The organism is Amycolatopsis sp. NPDC104775 (assembly GCF_055583325.1).
In genome coordinates this window covers 315743-334467 of record NZ_JBVJOE010000006.1, presented here as the reverse complement: position 1 = coordinate 334467, position 18725 = coordinate 315743, and the positions used below count along the sequence as shown (strand labels likewise).

Sequence of the window (18725 nt, the reverse complement as noted above, 5' to 3'; positions counted from 1 at the left end):
GCATTAGGCTGCTTCGCATGCCGAAGATCGCTGTCACCCGCTGGATCCCGGACGAGGCCGTGCAGGTGCTCGGCGAAGCAGGCGAAGTCGAAATCTCGCCGGAGCACCGGCCGCTCACGCCCGAGGAATTGCGGAAGTTCGTAGCCGGCTCGGCCGCGGTGGTGTCGATGCTGCACGACCGGATCGACGGCTCAGTCGCGGACGCGGCGGGTCCCGGACTGAAAGTCGTCGCTAACGTCGCGGTGGGCTACGACAACGTGGAGGTCAGCGCACTGGCCGAGCGCGGGGTCGTGGTCACCAACACGCCAGGCGTGCTCACCGACGCCACCGCGGATCTCGCCTTCGGTTTGCTGCTGGCCGTCTCGCGACGGCTCGGCGAAGGCGAACGTCTGCTGCGCGCGCGGCAGACGTGGTCGTTCCACCTCGGATTCCTGCTCGGGTCCGGGCTCCAGGACAAGACCCTCGGCATCGTCGGGCTCGGCCAGATCGGCCGTGCGGTGGCGAAGCGCGCGGCGGCGTTCGGGATGCGGCTCGTCTACTCCGGACGGTCGGCGAAACCGGACTTCGACGGCGAGTTCGTGTCGTTCGGCGAACTGCTGCGACGTTCCGACTTCGTGTCGCTGCACTGTCCGCTGACTCCCGAGACCCGGCACCTCATCGACGCGGACGCGTTGCGGGCGATGAAACCAACCGCGTACCTGGTGAACACCACGCGTGGTCCGGTGGTCGACGAGACCGCGCTGGCCAATGCGCTCGAAGCCGGCGAGATCGCGGGCGCGGCGCTGGACGTGTTCGAGAAGGAGCCGGACGTCGAACCTCGGTTGTTAGAGCGTGACGACGTGGTGCTGACGCCGCATCTCGGATCGGCGACGGTGGAAACGCGTACGGCGATGGCGGTGCTGGCTGCCCGCAACGTCGTCTCGGTGCTCGCCGGTGCCGAGCCGCTGACGGAGGTGGGCCGATGACCCGGGTCGTGATCGCACCGGACAAGTTCAAAGGAAGCCTGACCGCGGTCGAGGCGACGGAAGCGATCGCGCACGGCGTGCGCGATGCCTTGCCGGAAGCCGAGATCTCCGCGTGCCCAGTCGCCGACGGCGGCGAGGGCACGCTGGAGGTACTCGAGAGCGCGGGCGGCTCCATGGAGCGGTTGTCGGTGCGTGGTCCGCTCGACGCACCAGTCGAGGCGCGGTACGTACTGCTCGACGGCACGGCGTACGTCGAGTCGGCGCGGGCGTGCGGGATCGAGTTCGTGACGCCGAGCCGGGAAGTCGCGCTGGCAGCGCACACGTGGGGCGTCGGCGAGCTGCTGAACGACGCCCTCGCCCGCGGAGCGCGACGGCTCGTGCTGACCGTCGGCGGCACCGCGAGCACCGACGGCGGTGCCGGGATGCTGGCCGCGCTCGGTGCCGAGATCTTCGACGCTTCCGGTGCGCCGGTGGGTCTCGGCGGCGGGTCTCTGGCGCACGTCGCACGCGTCGACCTGGGTCCGGCGCGCGAAAGGCTGGGCACCGTGCCGGTCGCGGTCGCGACGGACGTGACCAATCCGCTCCTCGGCGCGAACGGGGCGGCGGCCGTGTTCGGTCCGCAAAAGGGCGCTGGCCCGGAGGAGGTCCAGGCACTCGACGACGCACTGGCTCACTGGGCGAAAGCGCTTGCGCAGGCTGGTGCACCGGACGTCTCCGACCTGCCCGGAGCCGGGGCTGGCGGCGGGGTCGCGGCGGGAGCGATCGCCGGGTTCGGCGCGACGGTCGAGTCCGGCTTCGACCTGATCGCCGCATTGACCGGCGTCGACGCCGCGCTGACCGGCGCGGACTTGGTGATCACCGGTGAGGGCTCGCTGGACGAACAATCGCTGTCCGGCAAAGCGCCGGCTGGCATCGCGGCTCGCGCCGAGCGGACGGGCGTCCCGCTGATGGTGCTCGCCGGGCGGATCCAGCTGGACGCGGACGCACTGGCCGGGCTGGGAGTCGTGGGCAGCAGCGCACTCATCGACCACGCACCCTCGCTGGACTACGCCCGCAGCCATGCCGCGGAACTGCTGCGCGAACGAGCGGGAGTGCTAGTGCGGGACTGGCTGCGCACCAGATAGCGAAAACGCCCCCGCGATCACCCCGCGGGGGCGCTTCCGCACAACTACGCAGCCACCCCGTCGTCTGGACAACCCGCGTCTCGGGCGGCGGCACCACCCAGGGATCGGCCATGAATCATCCGCCGGGTCCGGACGTCCCGAAACATCCGATGCACCGGCGAACGACGCACGGGATCAGCGGACGGACACCGCCGCATGAACCCCGTGGCCGGGCGCTTGCTTGCGCAGCCCGTCAGGCGGACTGCTGCTGGGGCAGGACGGCGAAGGCGACGTCACCGGTGTCGTCCTGCTGAACGTCGAGGACCTTGTCGTCGAGCAGCGCCGCTGCCTGCGGCTCGAGGAAGACCTTCGCCCCGCCGTCTGCGCCGACGACGCGGTCGCCGTCCTCCGGGGCCGGGGCTACCGACAGCGCCAGCTGGGCACCGTCGCCTTCCATGCTCTGCAGCGCGAAGCGCAGGCCGCTCTGGTCGGAGTCGCTGCCTTGCTCAGCGGTCAACGCGGTGATCGCCTCGGCGGCGGCTTCGGTAACGGTCAGCATCTTTCGGCCTTCCCTTCGTCGCAGTCGGATGCGCACGGTCGGTTGCAGGGTGGTTTTTCACGCTAAAGGCGGCACGACGGTCGCGCAGTGTGAGCGCGAGGCCGTTGCCGCGGCGGTGGAACCTCTCACAAATACGTTTGAGATCAGGCTCTTCGGGCCATGGCCGACCGGATCGCGTCGGCGACCGTGCAGCCGCCGTGGTCGACCCGTTCGCCCTGCCCGGGCACCGCTGGCCAGCCAGTCTCAGCCAAGCCGAGCAACCTGGCATCGCCTCCGGCGGCCTCGGCCGATCCCTCGGCTGGCCCGCCAGGCACCGGCGGCCGTACCTCCGGCTGCTCCGCTGCACGCTGGCTTCCCCGGACCACGTCGGAAGCTGTCCCCGCAGGCGTCGCAACTGTGGGTTCGGCCTCACTGAACGGGTCGACCCGGGAACTTTCCGCATCGGGTGATTGACTCTCACGGAGAGTGTCGTCACCGAGATCGCTCACGGGCACCTCCCCGAAAGTCCGGTTTGTTCGTGGTAGCTACCCGAAGCGGCCTTCAGCGAAACGGGCCGAATGGCTGTCGCCGGAATCACAGGGTTTCCTACGGTCTGCGAGGGCATCAGCGGACGAACCAGAGTTAGCGTCAAGACCATGACCACCACCAGGTGGAAGCCGCGCGGCCGGATCGGGCTCCGCCCCCGCCGCAAAGCCGGCCCGGACCTCGGCAGCGACCCGCTAGGCGACGACGCGCTGCCGGAGTTCCGCACACTCGCGACCGAGCCGCTGAGACCGGACGTCAGCAGCCAGCGCCCCAGCTACCGCTCGACGACCTTCACCAACGCCTTTCGCCGCAAAACGGCAACGGACGACGTTGAACCGCTACGACCGGAGATCCGCGACGAACGCAGCGTTCGCCACTCAACGGCGAATCCGGCGGAGGCTCGTCAGGAAGCGGTGGAAAGCGCCGACCTGTTGCCGCCAAAAGCCGGCGACAGCATCGCCTCTGAATCATCCCGTCCACCACAAGCCACAGCGGATCTCGAAGCCGGAACCACTCAGCACGAGCCAACTTCGCCCACCACCACGCATCCCGCGCCGGCGAGCGTTGCCGATAATCGGCTAACCCGCACCACCCGCCGTCGCGAGTTCAGCGGCCACGCCGCCTGGTACCTCACCGCCGGTGTCGTCACCACCGGCCTGCAGGCGGTCCTCTTCCTCGCCTTCCGGCCGGAAATCGGCGCGCAATGGGCGAATCTCGCCGCGCTCGCGATTACGACGATCGGCAACACCGAGTTCCACCGCCGGGTCACCTTCGCCGGACGGAGCAGCCGCGCGGGCAAGCGGCATCTCCAGGATCTCGTCACTTTCGCCTTCTACGCCGGCTACGGATCGGTCGTCCTCGCGGCCCTCGACGCCTTCGTCGCGCACCCTTCGGCCGGGCAGCAAACCGCCGTGCTCCTGGCGGCTAGCTTCGTGGGCGGGGTCGTCCGGTTCGCCGTCCTGCGATGGTGGGTTTTCGCCAGGACGCGGCGAACGGACGCACCACAAGATCACCAGCTGTAGTGGAACCCGTTCTACCCGCAGTGGGGCCACTCTCAGTTTCGCTACCCGGCTGTCACTCTTGGTGACGCACGAAATCGGACATCCGCACATGCTGCGAGACCGGATTCGTACTGTGCGTCGACGGGTCTCGTTTGTGTCAAGACCGCTGCTGCTAACGGGGTATTCGTAGTTGAAATGTGGACGGTCGGCCTCCGGCCGCTTAAGGTTACGGAGCGTCGCAACGATCGCAGTGCTCCCCTTGCAGATGGAGTACCTACGACCGCAACATCACAGAGTGTTGACCCCAAGACACGCGACGGTCGCAGGGTTGCCGGGGAGACGACCATGACAGCACCGTCAAAGACGTCCCGTACCGCGGTGTCCGGCGTCGAGGGCTACGTGAGCCCCGCGACGCTGCCCCGGTCCGGCGGACGCCTGACCAAGGAAGACCTCGACCCGCTCGTACGCGCCGCCGGACAAGGCGATCAAGCCGCGATCGCCAACCTGCTGCACGTGCTCCGCCCCGTCGTCGCCCGCTACTGCCGGGCCCGGATGGGCGGCCGCGACCTCTCCTACCTCGCCGCCGACGACGTCGCGCAGGACGTCTGCATGGCCGTTCTCAAGGCCCTTCCCGACTATCAGGACCGCGGCGGTTCTTTCCTCTACCTCGTGCACGCGATCGCGGCCAACAAGGTCGCCGACGCCTACCGGGCTGTCGCGCGCGACCGTTCCGAGCCGGTGCCCGAGCTTCCGGAGCACCCGCTCTCGGGCGGCAACGAGCCGGAATCGCACGCATTGCGCCTCGATCTCGGCAGCCGGCTGCAGGAACTGCTCACCCGCCTCGCCCCGCTGCAGCAGGAAATCCTGACGCTGCGCGTCGTCGTCGGCCTCAGCGCGAACGAGACGGCTGAAACGCTCGGCATTTCGGCTGGCAACGTCCGCGTCACGCAGCACCGCGCGCTGTCCAAGCTCCGCGAGATGGTGCAGGGCCAGGACTTCTGAGCCGTTCCGTCACTCGAACGGCTGGAACACCGCTGCGGACCGGCAAAAAGGTCGACAGGCTTTGTTTCGCACGGCACTCTGGATTCAACCCGCCGCACCCTTTAGCTCATAAACGCGTGCCGCCGTGTGCTCGAAGACCTCCAGCCGTTCCGGATCGCTCAGCGTGCCGGTCAGCGACACCGCCGCGTCCAGTACGACTTCGTACGCTGCCGCCAGTTCGCACACTGGCCAGTCGGAGCCGAACATGACCCGGTTCGCGCCGAACGACTCGAAAACGTGGTCTGCGTAGCGGCGCAGATGGCCCACCTGCCATTCGCGCCAGTCGGCTTCCGTCACCAAGCCGGACAGCTTGCAGTGCACGTTGCCGAACGCGGCCAGCGAGGCCACGTCGTCCGCCCACGGCTGCCATTCGCCGGCTGCGATGCCAGGTTTCGCGGCGTGGTCGAGGACCAGCCGCAGTTCCGGCAAGCGTTCGGCGACCTGCCGGGCGGCGGCGAGCTGCGCCGGTGTCACGAGCAGGTCGTAGACCAGGTTCGCGGCGCCGACCGCGGACAGGCCACGCAGGATTTCCGGACGCAGCAGCCAATCCGGGTTCGGTTCGTCCTCGACCTGGTGCCGGATGCCGACCAGTGGACCGAGTTCGCGCAGCCGGGCGAGCCGGTCCGCGACGTCCGGAGCGGCGAGGTCGACCCAGCCGACGACACCAGCCACCAGCGGCTCGGCGGCGGCCGTGGCAAGGAATTCCTCGGTCTCCGCCTCGTCCGAGACGGTCTGCACCAGCACCGTGGCGTGGACACCCGCCGCGGTGGTCACGGTGCGCAGATCGTCGACGGTGTACGGCTTGCGGATCGGAGCCAGTGCGTCGCCGGACATCCACGGATACTCGCGGCGTGCCGGATCCCACAGGTGGTGGTGCGAATCGATCACGGGGTTCCTCCGGACACGACGGGGCGGGCGGCCGACCGCAGCAGACCGGCGTCGGCGAGGTCGTCCCACAGTACGGCTGGGATATTCGCCGCTGCCCGGCGAACGTTCAGCGACACCTGCTCGGCGTCGTGGGCACCGACGACGACCGACACCACCGCCGGGTGCGTACGCGGCAACGCGAGCGCGGCCTCTGGCAGCGAAACACCGTGCCGCGCGCAGATTTCCGCTATTTTCTGCGCTTTTTCCACGAGATCCGCGGGCGCGACCGCGTAATCGTAAATAGTGCCGGGTTGTTCAGTGGCGAGGATTCCGCCATTGAACACCCCACCGGCCACGACGCCGACGCCGCGTTCGGCGCACAGCGGCAACAGCTCGTCCAACGCCGGCTGGTTCAGCAAGGTGTAGCGACCCGCCATCAGGACGTGGTCGAGGTCGAACCGGCGCACGAATTCCGCCAGCATCGGCGCCTGGTTCATTCCGGCCCCGATCGCCCGCACGACACCCTGCTCGCGCAGCTCCAGCAACGCCGGAAACGCCCCCGAAACCGCTTCCTCGAAATGATCGTCCGGGTCGTGCACGTACACGAGGTCGACGCGGTCGAGACCCAGCCGGTTCAAGCTCGATTCCAGCGAACGCCACACCCCGTCCCGGCTGAAATCCCAGCGTCGGCGGTAAGTACCAGGGACGTCGAACCCCTGGTCGTCGCGTTCCCCGGGAGCCGCCGCGCGTGGTTCCAGCACGCGTCCGACCTTCGTGGACAGGACGTATTCGTTGCGCGGATACGCCGCCAAAGCAGTCCCGAGGCGGCGTTCGGACAGTCCGAGCCCGTAGTGCGGCGCGGTGTCGAAGTAGCGGATTCCCTCGTCCCACGCCCGCCGCACGCTCGCCGCGGCGGTTTCGTCCGGCACCGCGTGGTAGAGGTTGCCCAGCTGTGCGCCGCCGAGTCCCAGCGGAGGAAGGTCCACGATCACGCCTCCGCCGGGAGTTGCCACACCAGCCCGAGGCCGTGGGCGACGTCGGAACGGTCGAGGTCCAGCAATTCGTTGATCCGTTTCTGCCACGCGATGTCGGCCGGGTCTTCGGCGAGTTTCGCGCGCATCTGCTCGAAATCGTCCACCTCGACGAAGTGGAACAGGTCGAGCCCGTCGCGCCAGATCCGCCACGAACGCACGCCGGCGCGGCGCAGCGCAGCGTCCAGATCCTGCGGGATCACCGCGTGCACCTCCTCGTAGATTTCCTCCATCCCGGGCTTGAGCCGGGTGCGCAAGGCGACCGTGTGCGGGGCCGGGCCGTGGGTCATCGTTCCTCCTGACGGGAGTCGTGGCACGCTGTAGGGGGTAAACATCCGAGGTCTCTGCAGGGAGGGCGGTCCCGATGCCCGTCACCGATGTCGCGATCGACAAGATCAAGGACATGATCATTTCGGGCGAGCTGGCCCCGGGCGACCGGCTCCCCAAGGAGGCCGAGCTCGCGCAGCGGCTGGGGCTTTCCCGCAGTTCGCTGCGGGAAGCGGTGAAGGCGCTGTGCCTGATCCGGGTGCTGGACGTGCGCCAGGGCGACGGCACGTACGTCACCAGCCTGGAACCGAACCTGCTGCTCGACGCGATGACCTTCGTCGTCGATTTCCACCGCGACGACACCGTGCTCGATTTCCTTGCCGTACGGCGGATCCTGGAGCCCGCGGCCACCGCGATGGCCGCGCTGCACATGCGCGACGAGGACGTCGCCGAACTCGGCGCGCTGCTCGGCGAACTGGAGGAATCGCCGACCGTCGAGGCACTGGTGGCCAACGACTTGCAGTTCCACCGCAAAATCGCGGACGGCTCGGGCAACCCGGTGCTGTGTTCGCTGCTCGAAAGCCTCTCCGGCCCGACCGCACGAGCCCGCATCTGGCGCGGCCTCACCCAGGAAGGCGCAGTAGCCCGGACCCGGGAACAACACGCGGCGATCTACGACGCGATCGCCGCGCGAGAACCAGAACTGGCCCGCTCGTGGGCGACGGTGCACGTGGCCGGGGTGGAGCAGTGGCTGCGAAGCACCCTGGTCGAGGAGGCCGCAGCGGGCGATGAGGCCGAGCCCGCCGCTTCCTGAGTAGACGGACCCGGCGGGAGCTCCCGGGCGGTCTTTTGCGGCGAGGGGTCCCTTCACTCCATGCGGGTTGGAATGAAGGGACCCCTCGCTGTTGTTCGGTGGGCGCGAGGGGGACTTTCGTGCCTCGACGGTGCGAGTGACGGTCCCCTTCACGCCATGACGGCCGGAGCGAAGGGACCCATCACGCATGCCGGGGTGGCGCGAGGGGGACCTTCGTGTCAGCCGACTCAGGAACGGCACGTGAATCGCGCCTTGAGGGGAATCAAAGTCCCCATCACGGCTGTGTGACCTGAGCGAAGGCGACGTTCGCGTCAGTGACGGTGCGGGGGTCTCCAGGTGCCAAACCGGGGAAAGTAAAGGGACCCGTCGCGCGCGCTCGGGCGAAGCGGCGGGGGCTCGTTCGCCGAGCGGCGGGATGAAGGGACCCTTCACCCCGCCAGACGCTACGGAGACGGCGGGAGTGGGCGCGGCGGAAAAAGCGGAAGTGGCGACGTTAGCGCCAGCGACCCCACATCGAACAGCACCAACGCAGCCGGAGACCGCGGCGCGGCCGGTGCCAGGAAAGCGGCCGGTGCGAGCAAACCCGAGAGGCTCAGAGCCCGTGAAGGGCCCCTTCACGGCCCTCCCCGTTGAGCCATCCACCGCGCCAGCCAACCAGCCAACCAACTCGACAGCCAGCAAGCCACCCGAGCCAGCCGACCAACCAGCTACCGAACTGCCCGCATCAGCTGACCGGCCGCCCACCTCACGAACGGCCAAGCCACCCGAGCGAACCACACCAGCCAGCCACTCACCCACCGATCCCCCACCCCAAGAAGGTCGGATGATCACCGAACCTCCGCCGATCAGGTCTGGGGCTTTCCGCCCGCGTACCGGCTGATGATCAACGCGATCAAAATAATCCCGCCATAAATCGCCTTCAGCCACTCCGCGGGGACCTGGGCGATGCGCAGCAGACTGTCCACCGACTGCAGCAGCAGCACCCCGGTCAGCGCTCCGACCAGCGTGCCTCGGCCGCCGTCCAGGGAGACGCCGCCGATGACCGCTGCGGCGAAGACCTGCAGGATCAGGCCGTCGCCCTGGTCGGCGCCTAGGGCACCGACGTAGCCGGTGTAGGCGAGGCCGCCGATGGCAGCCAGGATCCCGGCCACCACGAAGACCGCCCACGAGATTCGGTCTACCCGGATGCCCGCGGCTCGGGCGGCTTCTCGGTTGCCGCCGATGGCGTACAGCGAGCGGCCGACTCGGTGGTAGCGCAGGCCCAGGCCGAAGACCACGAACAGCACCGCCGCGAGCCATACCGACATCGGCAATCCGGCGAACGTCGTCGTCGCCAAGGCGGTGAAAGCGTCCAGCTGGTCGAACAGCGTCTTGCCGTTCGTCGTGCCGATCTGGGTTCCGCGCAGGACGGTCAACATCGCCAGGGTCACGATGAACGCGTTCAGTTTCAGCTTCACGATCAGGAAGCCGTTCACGAAGCCGATCAAAGCGCCGACCACCGGGATCGCCACCAGGCCCAGCACCGAGGGCCATGCGGTGCCGAAGCCCGATGACGCGGCCGGGATGACCAGCATCGCGCCGATCGCGGGGGCGATGCCCATCGTGGATTCCAGCGACAGGTCGAACTTGCCGGTCAGCAGCACCAGCGATTCGCCCAGCACGACCAGCGACAGCGCGGCCGCCGCCGAGAGGATGCTGATGATGTTGTCGAAGGTGAAGAACGTGTCGCTGATCAGCCCGCCGATCACGAACACCACCACGAGCGCGGGCAGCAGCGCCAGTTCGCGCAGCCACGCCGTCTTCCGGCGCTTCGCCGGCGCGGCGGGCAGCGCCGTCCGCGGGTCGCTCATCAGGTCAGTCATGGAGCCCGACTCCTTCGATATCCGCCACCAGGTCCCCGTCGGACCAGCCGGCCTGGTGAACGGCGGCCACCTCGCCGGCGCGCAGCACCAGCACCCGGTCGGCCAGGCGCAGGTCGTCCAGCTCGTCGCTCACGAGCAGCACCGCCTTCCCCTCGGCCCGCACCCGGTCCACGACCGCGAGCAGGGCTTCCTTCGACTTCACATCCACTCCCGCGGTGGGGTTGATCAGCACCACCACGCGCGGGTCGCTCTCCAGCGCCCTGGCGAGCACGACTTTCTGCTGGTTCCCACCAGACAAATCCGAAACCGGCTGGTCCGGGCTGGCCGCCACGATGTCGTAGGCGGTCAATGCGCGCGTTCCGCGTTCACGGCGGACTTTCGGGGACGCCAAACCTCCGCGGCCCATCCGGTCCAGCACCGACAGCGTCGCGTTGTCCATAATGGAGTGTTCCAGCACGAGACCTTCATGGTGCCGGTCTCGGGGAACACAGCCGATTCCGGCCCGCAACGCAGCTGGGATGTCCCCAGGAGGCAGTCGCTTTCCGTCAACCGTAACGGTTCCGGAAGTAGGTGCGCGTAGGCCGTACACCGTCTCGGCTACCTGATGTTTACCGCTCGCGTTGCTTCCGGCGAGCCCGACAACCTCGCCGCGGTGGACCCGGAGCGAGACGTCGTGGAAGCCGTCGCCGGACAGGTCATCGACGACGAGAACCTCTTCGGCGTCGACCGCGAGCGGGTCGCGGGTGGCCGCGTCGCGCACGGCCAAGCCGCCCTGTTCCCCCGTCATCGCGTCGACCAGCGCCGCGCGGCTGACCTCCGCGACGGGAGCGGTGAGCACGTGCCGGGCGTCGCGCAGGACGGTAACCGCTTGGCACACCTCGTAAACCTCGTGCAGGTGGTGCGAAATGAACAGGAAGGTGACGCCGTTCTCCTGCATCTGCCGCATGCGCTCGAAAAGCCGCTCGATGGCCTGGCTGTCCAGCTGCGCGGTCGGTTCGTCCAGCACGATGAACCGGGCGCCGTAGCTCAACGCACGCGCGATTTCGACGAACTGACGGTCCTCAACGGACAGATCGCCCGCCGGAGTGTCCACATCGACCCGGACGTCCCACGAGTCCAGCAGCTCCCGTGCCTGCCGGCGCAGCTTCTTCCAGCCGATCGCGAACCCGCCGCCCGCTTGGCGGTTCAGGAACAAATTCTCCGCGACCGTCAGCTGCGGGACCACCATCGCGTGCTGATACACGCACGCCACGCGGGCCTTCCAGTCGTCCTGTTTGGACAGCGGCGGGGCCGGGGCTCCGCCGAACGAAACATTGCCGGTGTCCGTTTCGGACAGTCCAGTGAGGATGGACACCAGCGTGGACTTGCCCGCCCCGTTGCGGCCGACGAGTGCGTGGGACTCGCCGGGCCGCACGGTGAGGCTGACGTCGTCCAGCGCTACGGTGGGCCCGTACCGCTTTCCGACGCCGTCCGCCTGTACGACCGGCGCGCTCACAGGTTGTTACCCCACAACGCTTTGTCGTCCACGTTGTCCTTGGTCACGACCGGCGCGGGCAGCTGGTCTTCCAGCATTCCGGGGCTGATCTCGACGATGGTGGAGTCGTGGTCGGTCGGGCCGGGCTTGAACGTCTCGCCCGCCATCGCCTTCTTGAGCCAGTACATGCCGTACTTCGCGTAGGCGTCGGCCGGCTGCGAAACGGTCGCGTCCAGTTCGCCGTTGCGGATCGCGGCGAGTTCCTGCGGGATGCCGTCGTTGCTCACCAGCACCACGTGCTTCGGGTCGCCGACCGGGAAGAACAGGTTCTTGCGCTTGAGCGCCTGCTCCGTCGGCGCGAGGTAAACGCCGCCCGCCTGCATGTACACGCCCTTGATGTCCGGGTTCGCGGTCAGCAGGCTGTCCAAACCGGACGACGCCTTGTCCGCCTTCCATTCGGCGGCGACCTCGAGCACCTTGATGTCCGGGTACTTCTGCTTCATGCACTCGCGGAACGCCGCCGACCGGTCGCGGCCGTTGACCGACGAGAGGTCGCCCATCACCTGCACTACCTTGCCGCTCTTCACGCGCTTGCCGATTTCGTCGCACGCCTTGGTTCCGTACGCCTTGTTGTCCGCGCGGACCACCATCGCGACCTTGCCGCTTTCCGGCGCGACGTCCACCGCGACCACCGGGACGCCCTTGTTCTCCGCCTGCTTCAACCCGGCGACGACCGCGGCCGAGTCGAGCGGCGTGACGACGAGCCCCTTCACGCCCTGGCTGAGCAGCGTGCCGATGTCCGTGATGAGCTTCGCCGGGTCGCTGTCGGCGTTCACCGTGGGCAGCGCGTCGAGCCCTTGCTCCTTCGCCATCTGCGGCACGTATTTGTTGTAGGCCTGCCAGAACGGCGAGGTCAGCAGGGGCAGCGTCGCCCCGACCTTGCCCGTGCCGCCGCTGCCGGCCGCTGCCGCCGGTTTGTCCTTAGTGGACCCGCACGCACCGAGCACCAAACCGCAGGCGGCCACCGCGGCGGCCAGCCGGATCACCTTCGTACGCACCGCATCCTCCTTGATGACAGGCCTTAATGGCTAAGCAGATCAGTTCTGCACGGGTCCGCGCGGGCGCAGGCCGTACATGCCGCCGTCCACCGCGAGCGCGGTGCCGGTAGTCGATGCCGAAAGCGGGCTGGCCAGGTACGCGATCGCGTTCGCGACCTCGTCCGCGGTGACCAGCCTTCCCATCGGCTGGCGGGCGGCGAGTGCCGCCCGTTCCGCCGAGGGGTCCGCGGCGGTGTCGAGCAGCCTGCCGACCCACGGGGTGTCCGCGGTGCCGGGGCACACGCAGTTGACGCGGATCCGGTCCGGCAGGTGGTCGGTGGCCATCGCGAGCGTCAGCGACAACACCGCCCCCTTCGTGGCCGAGTACAGCGCCCGCGCGGGCAGTCCGGCCCACGCGGCGATGGAGCAGGTGTTCACAACCGCTGCCGCGGGCGAGTTTTTCAAGTGCGGCAGGGCAGCCCTGGCCGTGCGCACCATGCCGACCACGTTTACGTCGTAGGCGCGGTGCCATTCGTCGTCGTCATTCGCGGTGACGTCGCCTTGCGCGCCGATCCCCGCGTTGTTGACCAGGATGTCGAGCCGGCCGAAGCGTTCGACCACCGCGTCGACCGCGGCGCGGACCTCGGCGTCGGACGTCACGTCACAGCGGAATCCGGCCAGCGGCTCGGGCGTCTCGTCGGTCTTGAGGTCGAGCACAGCCACCTGCGCGCCACGCTGGGCCAGCAGGTTCGCCGTGGCCAGGCCGATGCCCGAAGCGCCGCCGGTGACCGCGGCGACGAGGCCGTCGAATTCGCTCACTGCGCGTTCTCCGTCCATTCAGGACCGTCCGGGAAGCTGAACCGGCGCAGCGTAGCGTCGTGCATGCGCGCGGAAAAGCCCGGAGCGGCCGGGGCGAGGTAGCGGCCGTCGCGCACGACGGCCGGGTCGGTGAAGTGGTCGTGCAGGTGGTCGACCCATTCGATGCTGCGGTCTTCGTCCGAACCGGACACCGCCGCGAAGTCGAACATGGACAGATGCCGCACCAGCTCGCAGAGCCCGACCCCACCAGCATGCGGGCACACCGGCACTCCGAACTTGGCTGCCAGCAACAGGATCGCGAGATTCTCGTTCACCCCGCCGACGCGCGCGGCGTCCAATTGCAACACATCGATCGCACCGGCCTGCAGCAATTGCTTGAACACCACGCGGTTCTGCACGTGTTCGCCGGTCGCGACCTTGATCGGTGCGAGCGCCTTCGCGATGGCCGCGTGACCAAGCACGTCGTCCGGCGACGTCGGCTCTTCAATCCAATATGGATCGTACGGTGCCAGAGCGGTCATCCACTGCACCGCTGTCGCGACATCCCAGCGCTGGTTCGCGTCGACCGCGATCCGGATGTCCGCACCGACGGTCTCGCGGGCCAGCTTCATCCGCCGGACATCGTCCTCGAGATTCCCGCCGACCTTCAGTTTGATCATCTCGAAACCGTCGGCCACGGCCTGTTCGGCCAGCCGCACCAGTTTCGCGTCGGAGTAGCCGAGCCAGCCCGCCGACGTGCTGTACGCGCGGTAACCCTCGGCCTCGAGCTTGGCGATCCGTTCCGTTTTCCCGGGTTCGGCTGCCCGCAGGATGTCGAGCGCTTCCTGTTCGGTGAGCGCGTCGGAGAGATAGCGGAAGTCCACAAGGGACACCAGCTCCTCCGGCGTCATCCGCGACGCGAACTTCCACAGCGGCAGCCCGGCACGGCGTGCGGCGAGGTCCCACGCGGCGTTGACGATCGCGCCGATCGCCATGTGCGCCACACCTTTTTCCGGCCCCAGCCAACGGAATTGCGAGTCGCCGACCAGTGCCCGCGAAAGCGCGCCCAGTGCTTCCGCGTCCTCCGGCACGTCACGGCCGACGACATGCGGAGCCAGCGCGCGGATCGCGGCGGCCTGCACGTCGTTGCCACGGCCGATGGTGAACGCGAGACCGTAACCGTCCGGTCCGGCGTCGGTGTGCAGTTCGACGTAAGCTGCCGAATAGTCCGGATCCGGGTTCATCGCGTCCGAACCGTCGAGGTCGCGCGACGTCGGGAAGCGGACGTCCCGGACCTCCATGTCCACGATTTTCGCCATGTCAGGCCTGCCCGAAGGTCTGGCGCTGCTTGCCGAGGCCGTCGATTTCCAGCTCGACGACGTCGCCCGCGCGCAGGTACGGTTTCGGCTCGGGCTGCCCGAGCGCGACCCCCTCCGGGGTGCCGGTGTTGATCAGGTCGCCGGGGCGCAGCACCATGAACTGGCTCAGGTAGCGGATGATCTCGGCGACGCCGAACACCATGTCCTTGGTGGACGAATCCTGCACCTTCTCGCCGTTGACCCAGGTGCGCAGGCCGAGTGCCTGCGGGTCCGGGATCTCGTCGGCGGTCACCAGTTCCGGGCCGAGCGGATTGAAGGTCTCGCAGTTCTTGCCCTTGTCCCACTGGCCGCCGCGGTTCAGCTGGAAATCGCGCTCGGAGACGTCGTTGGACACGACATACCCGGCGACGTGCGCCAGCGCTTCGTCGGCGCTTTCCAGGTAGCGGGCGGTTTTCCCGATGACGACGCCGAGCTCGACCTCCCAGTCGGTGGCCGTCGAGCCTCGCGGGACGAGCACCTCGTCGAATGGTCCGACCATGACGTCGGGAGCCTTCATGAACAGCACCGGTTCGGTGGGCACGGCCGCGCCGGTTTCCTCGGCGTGCCGGCGGTAGTTCATGCCGATGCAGACGATCTTGCCCGGCGCGGCGATCGGCGCGCCGACCCGCAGCCCGGCCCCGTCGGCGACCGGCAGTTCCCCGGCTTCGAGCGCCCGCGCGGCCTTCGCCGGCCCGTCGCCGGCGAGGAACGCGCCGTCGATGTCCGGCGTGACCCCGGAGAGGTCGTGGAGGGTGCCGTCACCGGCACGGACGAACGGACGCTCAGCCCCCGCTGCCCCGAGACGCACAAACCGCACAGACGTTCCCCTCTCTCGACACCGTCCTCGCGATACATCCGATGTATAGCGCATGAGTAGGCGGCAGATCTAGAGGGAAGCTGGATTTGCCGCCGAAATTGATCCGATCACCGGGCTGCCGGGCGGATAACGGACACTCGTCCTGGCGGGGAGGTCCCGCCACGACGAAGGAGACGGTGCGGCGCGGATGGGACCAGCGGAGACGACCGGCCCGGACCGGCGGGACCCCGGCAAGGCGGACGGCGAGGACGGTTTGTGTTCCGCTGAACGGGAAAGACCGGTGGCGGACGCGCTGGCGCGGCGGTCGGCCGCTGCCGATCGCGCCGCGACGGCTCATTCGACGGCCGATCACTCCGCCACCTTCCCCGAGCGTCCCGGCGAGGGCAAGATCCGACGTCTCCTCATTCTCGGCGGACTCTCCGCGTTCGGGCCGCTTTCCATCGACATGTACCTCCCCGCCCTCCCCCGGATGGCGGGCGACTTCCAGGCTTCCGACACCACCGTCCAGCTGACGCTCACCGCGTTCGTCGTCGGACTGGCGGTCGGGCAGATCGTCGCCGGGCCGCTGTCGGATTCGTTCGGGCGGCGGCGGCCGTTGCTGGCCGGGCTGGGGCTGTACCTCGCCGGGTCGGTCGCGGCGGCGGCGAGTCCGGGGGTGGAGCTGTTGATCGCCGCACGGAGTGTCCAGGCGCTCGGTGCGGCGGCCGGGATCGTGATCGCCCGTGCGGCCGTCCGCGACCTCTACACCGGCACCGCGATGACGAAATTCTTCTCGCTCCTGCTTCTCGTCAACGGTCTTGCGCCGATCCTCGCCCCAGTGCTCGGCGGGCAACTGCTGACCTTCACGTCCTGGCGCGGCGTCTTCGTCGTCCTCACCGCCTTCGGTGCCCTGTTGCTCGTCGCGGTCGCGTTCGCGCTGCCGGAGCCGCTGCCGACCGAGCGGCGGCACCCCTTGCGGCTCGGCGGAGTCCTGCGCACCTACGGACGGCTGCTCACCGACCGCACGTTCCTCGGCTACGCGCTCACCGCGGGGTTGAACTTCGCCGCACTGTTCGCGTACATCTCGGGTTCGTCGTTCGCTCTCCAGGACGTCTACCGGCTGAGCCCGCAGGAATACAGCGTCGTCTTCGGGCTCAACGGGGTCGGCATCGTGCTCGCTGGGCAGCTCAACGGATGGCTCGTCGGCCGGTTCCCCGAGCGGACGCTGCTGCGCGCGGGGCTGACCGTGTCCACGATCTCCGGCCTCGCGACCCTGACCGCCGCTGTCCTGCGACTGCCATTGCCCGCCCTGCTGATTCCGTTGCTGTTCATGGTTTCCTGCGTCGGAATCATCAGCCCGAATGCCAGTTCCCTTGCGCTTGCCAGCCACGCACGCACAGCCGGGTCGGCGTCCGCGCTGCTGGGGGTGCTGCAGTTCGCGATCGGCGGGATCGCGACGCCGCTGGTCGGGCTCGGCGGATCCGGCACGGCGGTGCCGATGACCGCCGTAATGGCCGGGTTCGGCGTGCTCGCGTTGCTGTCGTTCGCGACGCTGGCAGTCAGCCCAGATCGGCGAGATTCCCGTTCCGCAGCTGGTCGTCGGTGACCGCGATGCGCTCATCGACCAGCTTCTGCAGCGCGTCGCCGTCGTCCCACTGGTTCACGTTTATGGCGGCCGAGACCTCGCCCTCCGGCGTCACCCAGAATGCCGTGAAGTCGTAGGCATCGAGGTCGCCGCGCACCACGACGCGGTCCCGGTCCAAGACAGGCAGGCCGCGGTACTCGCAACCGATCGCCGGGCCACCGCGGTCCGGGTCGTACTGGTCGGTGAAGAAGTACGGAGTGTTCAAGTACGGCTCGTTCGCGCCGAAGAGGTTGGACGCGACATGCTCGCCCTGCGTACGCGCTGTCGCCCAGTGCTCGACGCGCACGCGGCGGCCATAGCGCGGGTGGAACTGCGAAGCGATGTCGCCGATCGCGTAGACGTCTGGTGCCGCCGTACGCAGACCGGCGTCGACATCGACACCGCCGTCGTCCGCCAGCTCCAGACCGGCAGCGTGCGCCAGCTCGACGCTCGGGGCCGCGCCGACCGCGACAAGCACAACGTCGGCGTACAGCTCTTCGCCGTTCGACAGCCGGACGCCGGTCGCCGATGTGTCCCCGGTGATCGCAGCGACGCCTTCGCCAAGACGCCACTGCACACCGTGTTCTTCGTGCAGACGGTAGAACGCTCCGGCAACCTCGTCTCCGAGGACGTTGGCGAGCGGCAGTTTCTCCGGAGCGACCACAGTTACTTCAGCACCATGCGTACGCGCGGCTGCGGCGGCTTCGGTGCCAATCCAGCCCGCGCCAACAATCAGTACTCGCTTCGCTGCTTCGAAGGCCTCTCGCAGCCGCAGTGCGTCGTCGAGCGTGCGAAGCGTGTAGAGGCCGGGCAGGTCGCCGCCAGGCACCTTCAACGTCCTCGGGCGCGAGCCGGTCGCTAAGACCAGACGGTCATAGCGATGTTCGCCACCGGCATCGTCAAGGACCAAGCGGGCGCCTAGTTCGACTCGGGTCGCCGTGGTGCCGGAGAGCAGCTTGATATCGCGCTCGGCCCAGAAGCCCTCTTCGCGCACCCAGTCGGGTTCGTCGGCGTTGCCGAGCAGGACGGCTTTCGACAGCGGCGGCAGTTCGTACGGCCGGTGCGAGTCGGCTCCGAGCAGCAAGATGTCACCGTCGAGACTGCGTTCTCGTACTGTCGCCGCCGCGGTGGCACCGGCCAGCCCCGCTCCGACGATGACGATCTTCCGAGGTTCCGACATCCGTCCTCCCGAGTGCCCGCGACGTGCGGTGGCCGACGCTACTCCGGTATCCGCCTGGTCACACCCCGTGGAAAACCGGCCAGTAGGCAATTCGGGTGAACCGGCGTAAGCCGCCCCGGAGCCGCCGGTCCCACCCCCGCACGAAGGACACGGGCAGGACGTGATCGGAGGGCGAGGGCCGTGACAGCGCGGGACGAAAGTGCGGTGCGGAACGAGTGGACGGTCGGCTGCCGGGACTTGGCGGGCAGGCGGCGCGACGTGACGGTGTTCGTGAGCAGCGACGACAAAGTCGTCCTGGTCGCGCCGCCGGGGGAGGCGGCCGTGCTGGGGCCGCTGGAGGTCGGGCGGCTGCGCGCGGCCCTGCGCGACGCCGTGGTGGCCACCGCGACGTCGGCGCGGCGCACCGGAACCGACTGACAACTA

General features: G+C 68.7%; 17 protein-coding genes and 1 pseudogene. 7 read left to right on the top strand and 11 right to left on the bottom strand.

What is annotated here, in order from left to right; translation table 11 throughout:
- The first annotated feature begins 17 nt into the window (after positions 1-17).
- Together ACZ63D_RS27690 and ACZ63D_RS27685 are read left to right on the top strand one after the other, a co-directional pair.
- Positions 18-965: a 2-hydroxyacid dehydrogenase gene (locus ACZ63D_RS27690; protein ID WP_465357273.1), complete on the top strand. Its 948-nt coding sequence runs from the start codon at positions 18-20 to the stop codon at positions 963-965.
- A complete protein-coding gene (locus tag ACZ63D_RS27685; RefSeq protein WP_465357272.1) occupies positions 962-2089 on the top strand; it encodes a glycerate kinase in 1128 nt (375 codons plus the stop codon). Before ACZ63D_RS27690 ends, ACZ63D_RS27685 begins: the two co-directional genes overlap by 4 nt.
- A gap of 232 nt (positions 2090-2321) precedes the next feature.
- Here ACZ63D_RS27685 and ACZ63D_RS27680 read toward each other — a convergent pair whose 3' ends face one another.
- Positions 2322-2627, bottom strand: coding sequence for an iron-sulfur cluster biosynthesis protein (locus ACZ63D_RS27680; RefSeq protein ID WP_465357271.1), 306 nt, complete (start codon positions 2625-2627; stop codon positions 2322-2324).
- Positions 2628-3691: 1064 nt separating this feature from the next.
- Here ACZ63D_RS27680 and ACZ63D_RS27675 point away from each other — a divergent pair.
- Both ACZ63D_RS27675 and shbA read left to right on the top strand, forming a co-directional pair.
- Positions 3692-4174 (top strand): annotated as a pseudogene (locus ACZ63D_RS27675) (GtrA family protein); the annotation flags it as partial.
- 324 nt (positions 4175-4498) lie between these two features.
- Entirely contained in the window at positions 4499-5155 is a 657-nt protein-coding gene (gene shbA / locus ACZ63D_RS27670; RefSeq protein WP_465357270.1) for an RNA polymerase sigma factor ShbA, read from the top strand.
- A gap of 84 nt (positions 5156-5239) precedes the next feature.
- Here the strand turns inward: shbA and ACZ63D_RS27665 are convergent, their stop codons facing one another.
- From ACZ63D_RS27665 to ACZ63D_RS27655, 3 genes are read right to left on the bottom strand one after another with little or no spacing between them, the layout of a single operon-like run.
- Positions 5240-6082, bottom strand: coding sequence for an amidohydrolase family protein (locus ACZ63D_RS27665; RefSeq protein WP_465357269.1), 843 nt, complete (start codon positions 6080-6082; stop codon positions 5240-5242).
- Positions 6079-7047, bottom strand: coding sequence for an aldo/keto reductase (locus tag ACZ63D_RS27660; protein WP_465357268.1), 969 nt, complete (start codon positions 7045-7047; stop codon positions 6079-6081). The genes ACZ63D_RS27665 and ACZ63D_RS27660 overlap by 4 nt, the downstream gene beginning before the upstream one ends.
- Before the next feature lie 2 nt (positions 7048-7049).
- Positions 7050-7382 (bottom strand): L-rhamnose mutarotase, encoded by a 333-nt coding sequence (locus ACZ63D_RS27655; protein ID WP_465357267.1) that lies wholly within the window; start codon positions 7380-7382, stop codon positions 7050-7052.
- A gap of 74 nt (positions 7383-7456) precedes the next feature.
- Here ACZ63D_RS27655 and ACZ63D_RS27650 point away from each other — a divergent pair, with 74 nt between their 5' ends.
- On the top strand, positions 7457-8173 hold the full coding sequence (locus ACZ63D_RS27650; protein WP_465357266.1) for a FadR/GntR family transcriptional regulator: 717 nt from the start codon (positions 7457-7459) through the stop codon (positions 8171-8173).
- 845 nt (positions 8174-9018) lie between these two features.
- Here the strand turns inward: ACZ63D_RS27650 and ACZ63D_RS27645 are convergent.
- Genes ACZ63D_RS27645 through ACZ63D_RS27620 form a run of 6 tightly spaced genes read right to left on the bottom strand, consistent with a single transcriptional unit; the run spans position 9019 to position 15519 of the window.
- Positions 9019-10035, bottom strand: coding sequence for an ABC transporter permease (locus ACZ63D_RS27645; protein WP_465357265.1), 1017 nt, complete (start codon positions 10033-10035; stop codon positions 9019-9021).
- Entirely contained in the window at positions 10028-11530 is a 1503-nt protein-coding gene (locus tag ACZ63D_RS27640; RefSeq protein ID WP_465357264.1) for a sugar ABC transporter ATP-binding protein, read from the bottom strand. The genes ACZ63D_RS27645 and ACZ63D_RS27640 overlap by 8 nt, the downstream gene beginning before the upstream one ends.
- Positions 11527-12567, bottom strand: a complete 1041-nt coding sequence (locus ACZ63D_RS27635) for a sugar ABC transporter substrate-binding protein (protein WP_465357263.1) — start codon at positions 12565-12567, stop codon at positions 11527-11529. The genes ACZ63D_RS27640 and ACZ63D_RS27635 overlap by 4 nt, the downstream gene beginning before the upstream one ends.
- A 39-nt stretch (positions 12568-12606) precedes the next feature.
- A complete protein-coding gene (locus ACZ63D_RS27630; protein WP_465357262.1) occupies positions 12607-13365 on the bottom strand; it encodes an SDR family NAD(P)-dependent oxidoreductase in 759 nt (252 codons plus the stop codon).
- Positions 13362-14663 (bottom strand): enolase C-terminal domain-like protein, encoded by a 1302-nt coding sequence (locus ACZ63D_RS27625; protein WP_465357261.1) that lies wholly within the window; start codon positions 14661-14663, stop codon positions 13362-13364. The genes ACZ63D_RS27630 and ACZ63D_RS27625 overlap by 4 nt, the downstream gene beginning before the upstream one ends.
- A 1-nt stretch (position 14664) precedes the next feature.
- Positions 14665-15519 carry a fumarylacetoacetate hydrolase family protein gene (locus tag ACZ63D_RS27620; protein ID WP_134665477.1) on the bottom strand — a complete coding sequence of 285 codons (855 nt, stop codon included), beginning with the start codon at positions 15517-15519 and terminating at the stop codon, positions 14665-14667.
- 187 nt (positions 15520-15706) lie between these two features.
- Here ACZ63D_RS27620 and ACZ63D_RS27615 point away from each other — a divergent pair, with 187 nt between their 5' ends.
- On the top strand, positions 15707-17104 hold the full coding sequence (locus ACZ63D_RS27615; RefSeq protein ID WP_465357260.1) for a Bcr/CflA family multidrug efflux MFS transporter: 1398 nt from the start codon (positions 15707-15709) through the stop codon (positions 17102-17104).
- Here ACZ63D_RS27615 and ACZ63D_RS27610 read toward each other — a convergent pair.
- Positions 17058-18302 carry an NAD(P)/FAD-dependent oxidoreductase gene (locus ACZ63D_RS27610; RefSeq protein ID WP_465357259.1) on the bottom strand — a complete coding sequence of 415 codons (1245 nt, stop codon included), beginning with the start codon at positions 18300-18302 and terminating at the stop codon, positions 17058-17060. The two genes, ACZ63D_RS27615 and ACZ63D_RS27610, sit on opposite strands and share 47 nt — an antisense overlap.
- A gap of 180 nt (positions 18303-18482) precedes the next feature.
- Between ACZ63D_RS27610 and ACZ63D_RS27605 the strand changes: the two genes are divergently transcribed.
- A complete protein-coding gene (locus ACZ63D_RS27605; protein WP_465357258.1) occupies positions 18483-18719 on the top strand; it encodes a hypothetical protein in 237 nt (78 codons plus the stop codon).
- The last annotated feature ends 6 nt before the right edge of the window (positions 18720-18725 follow it).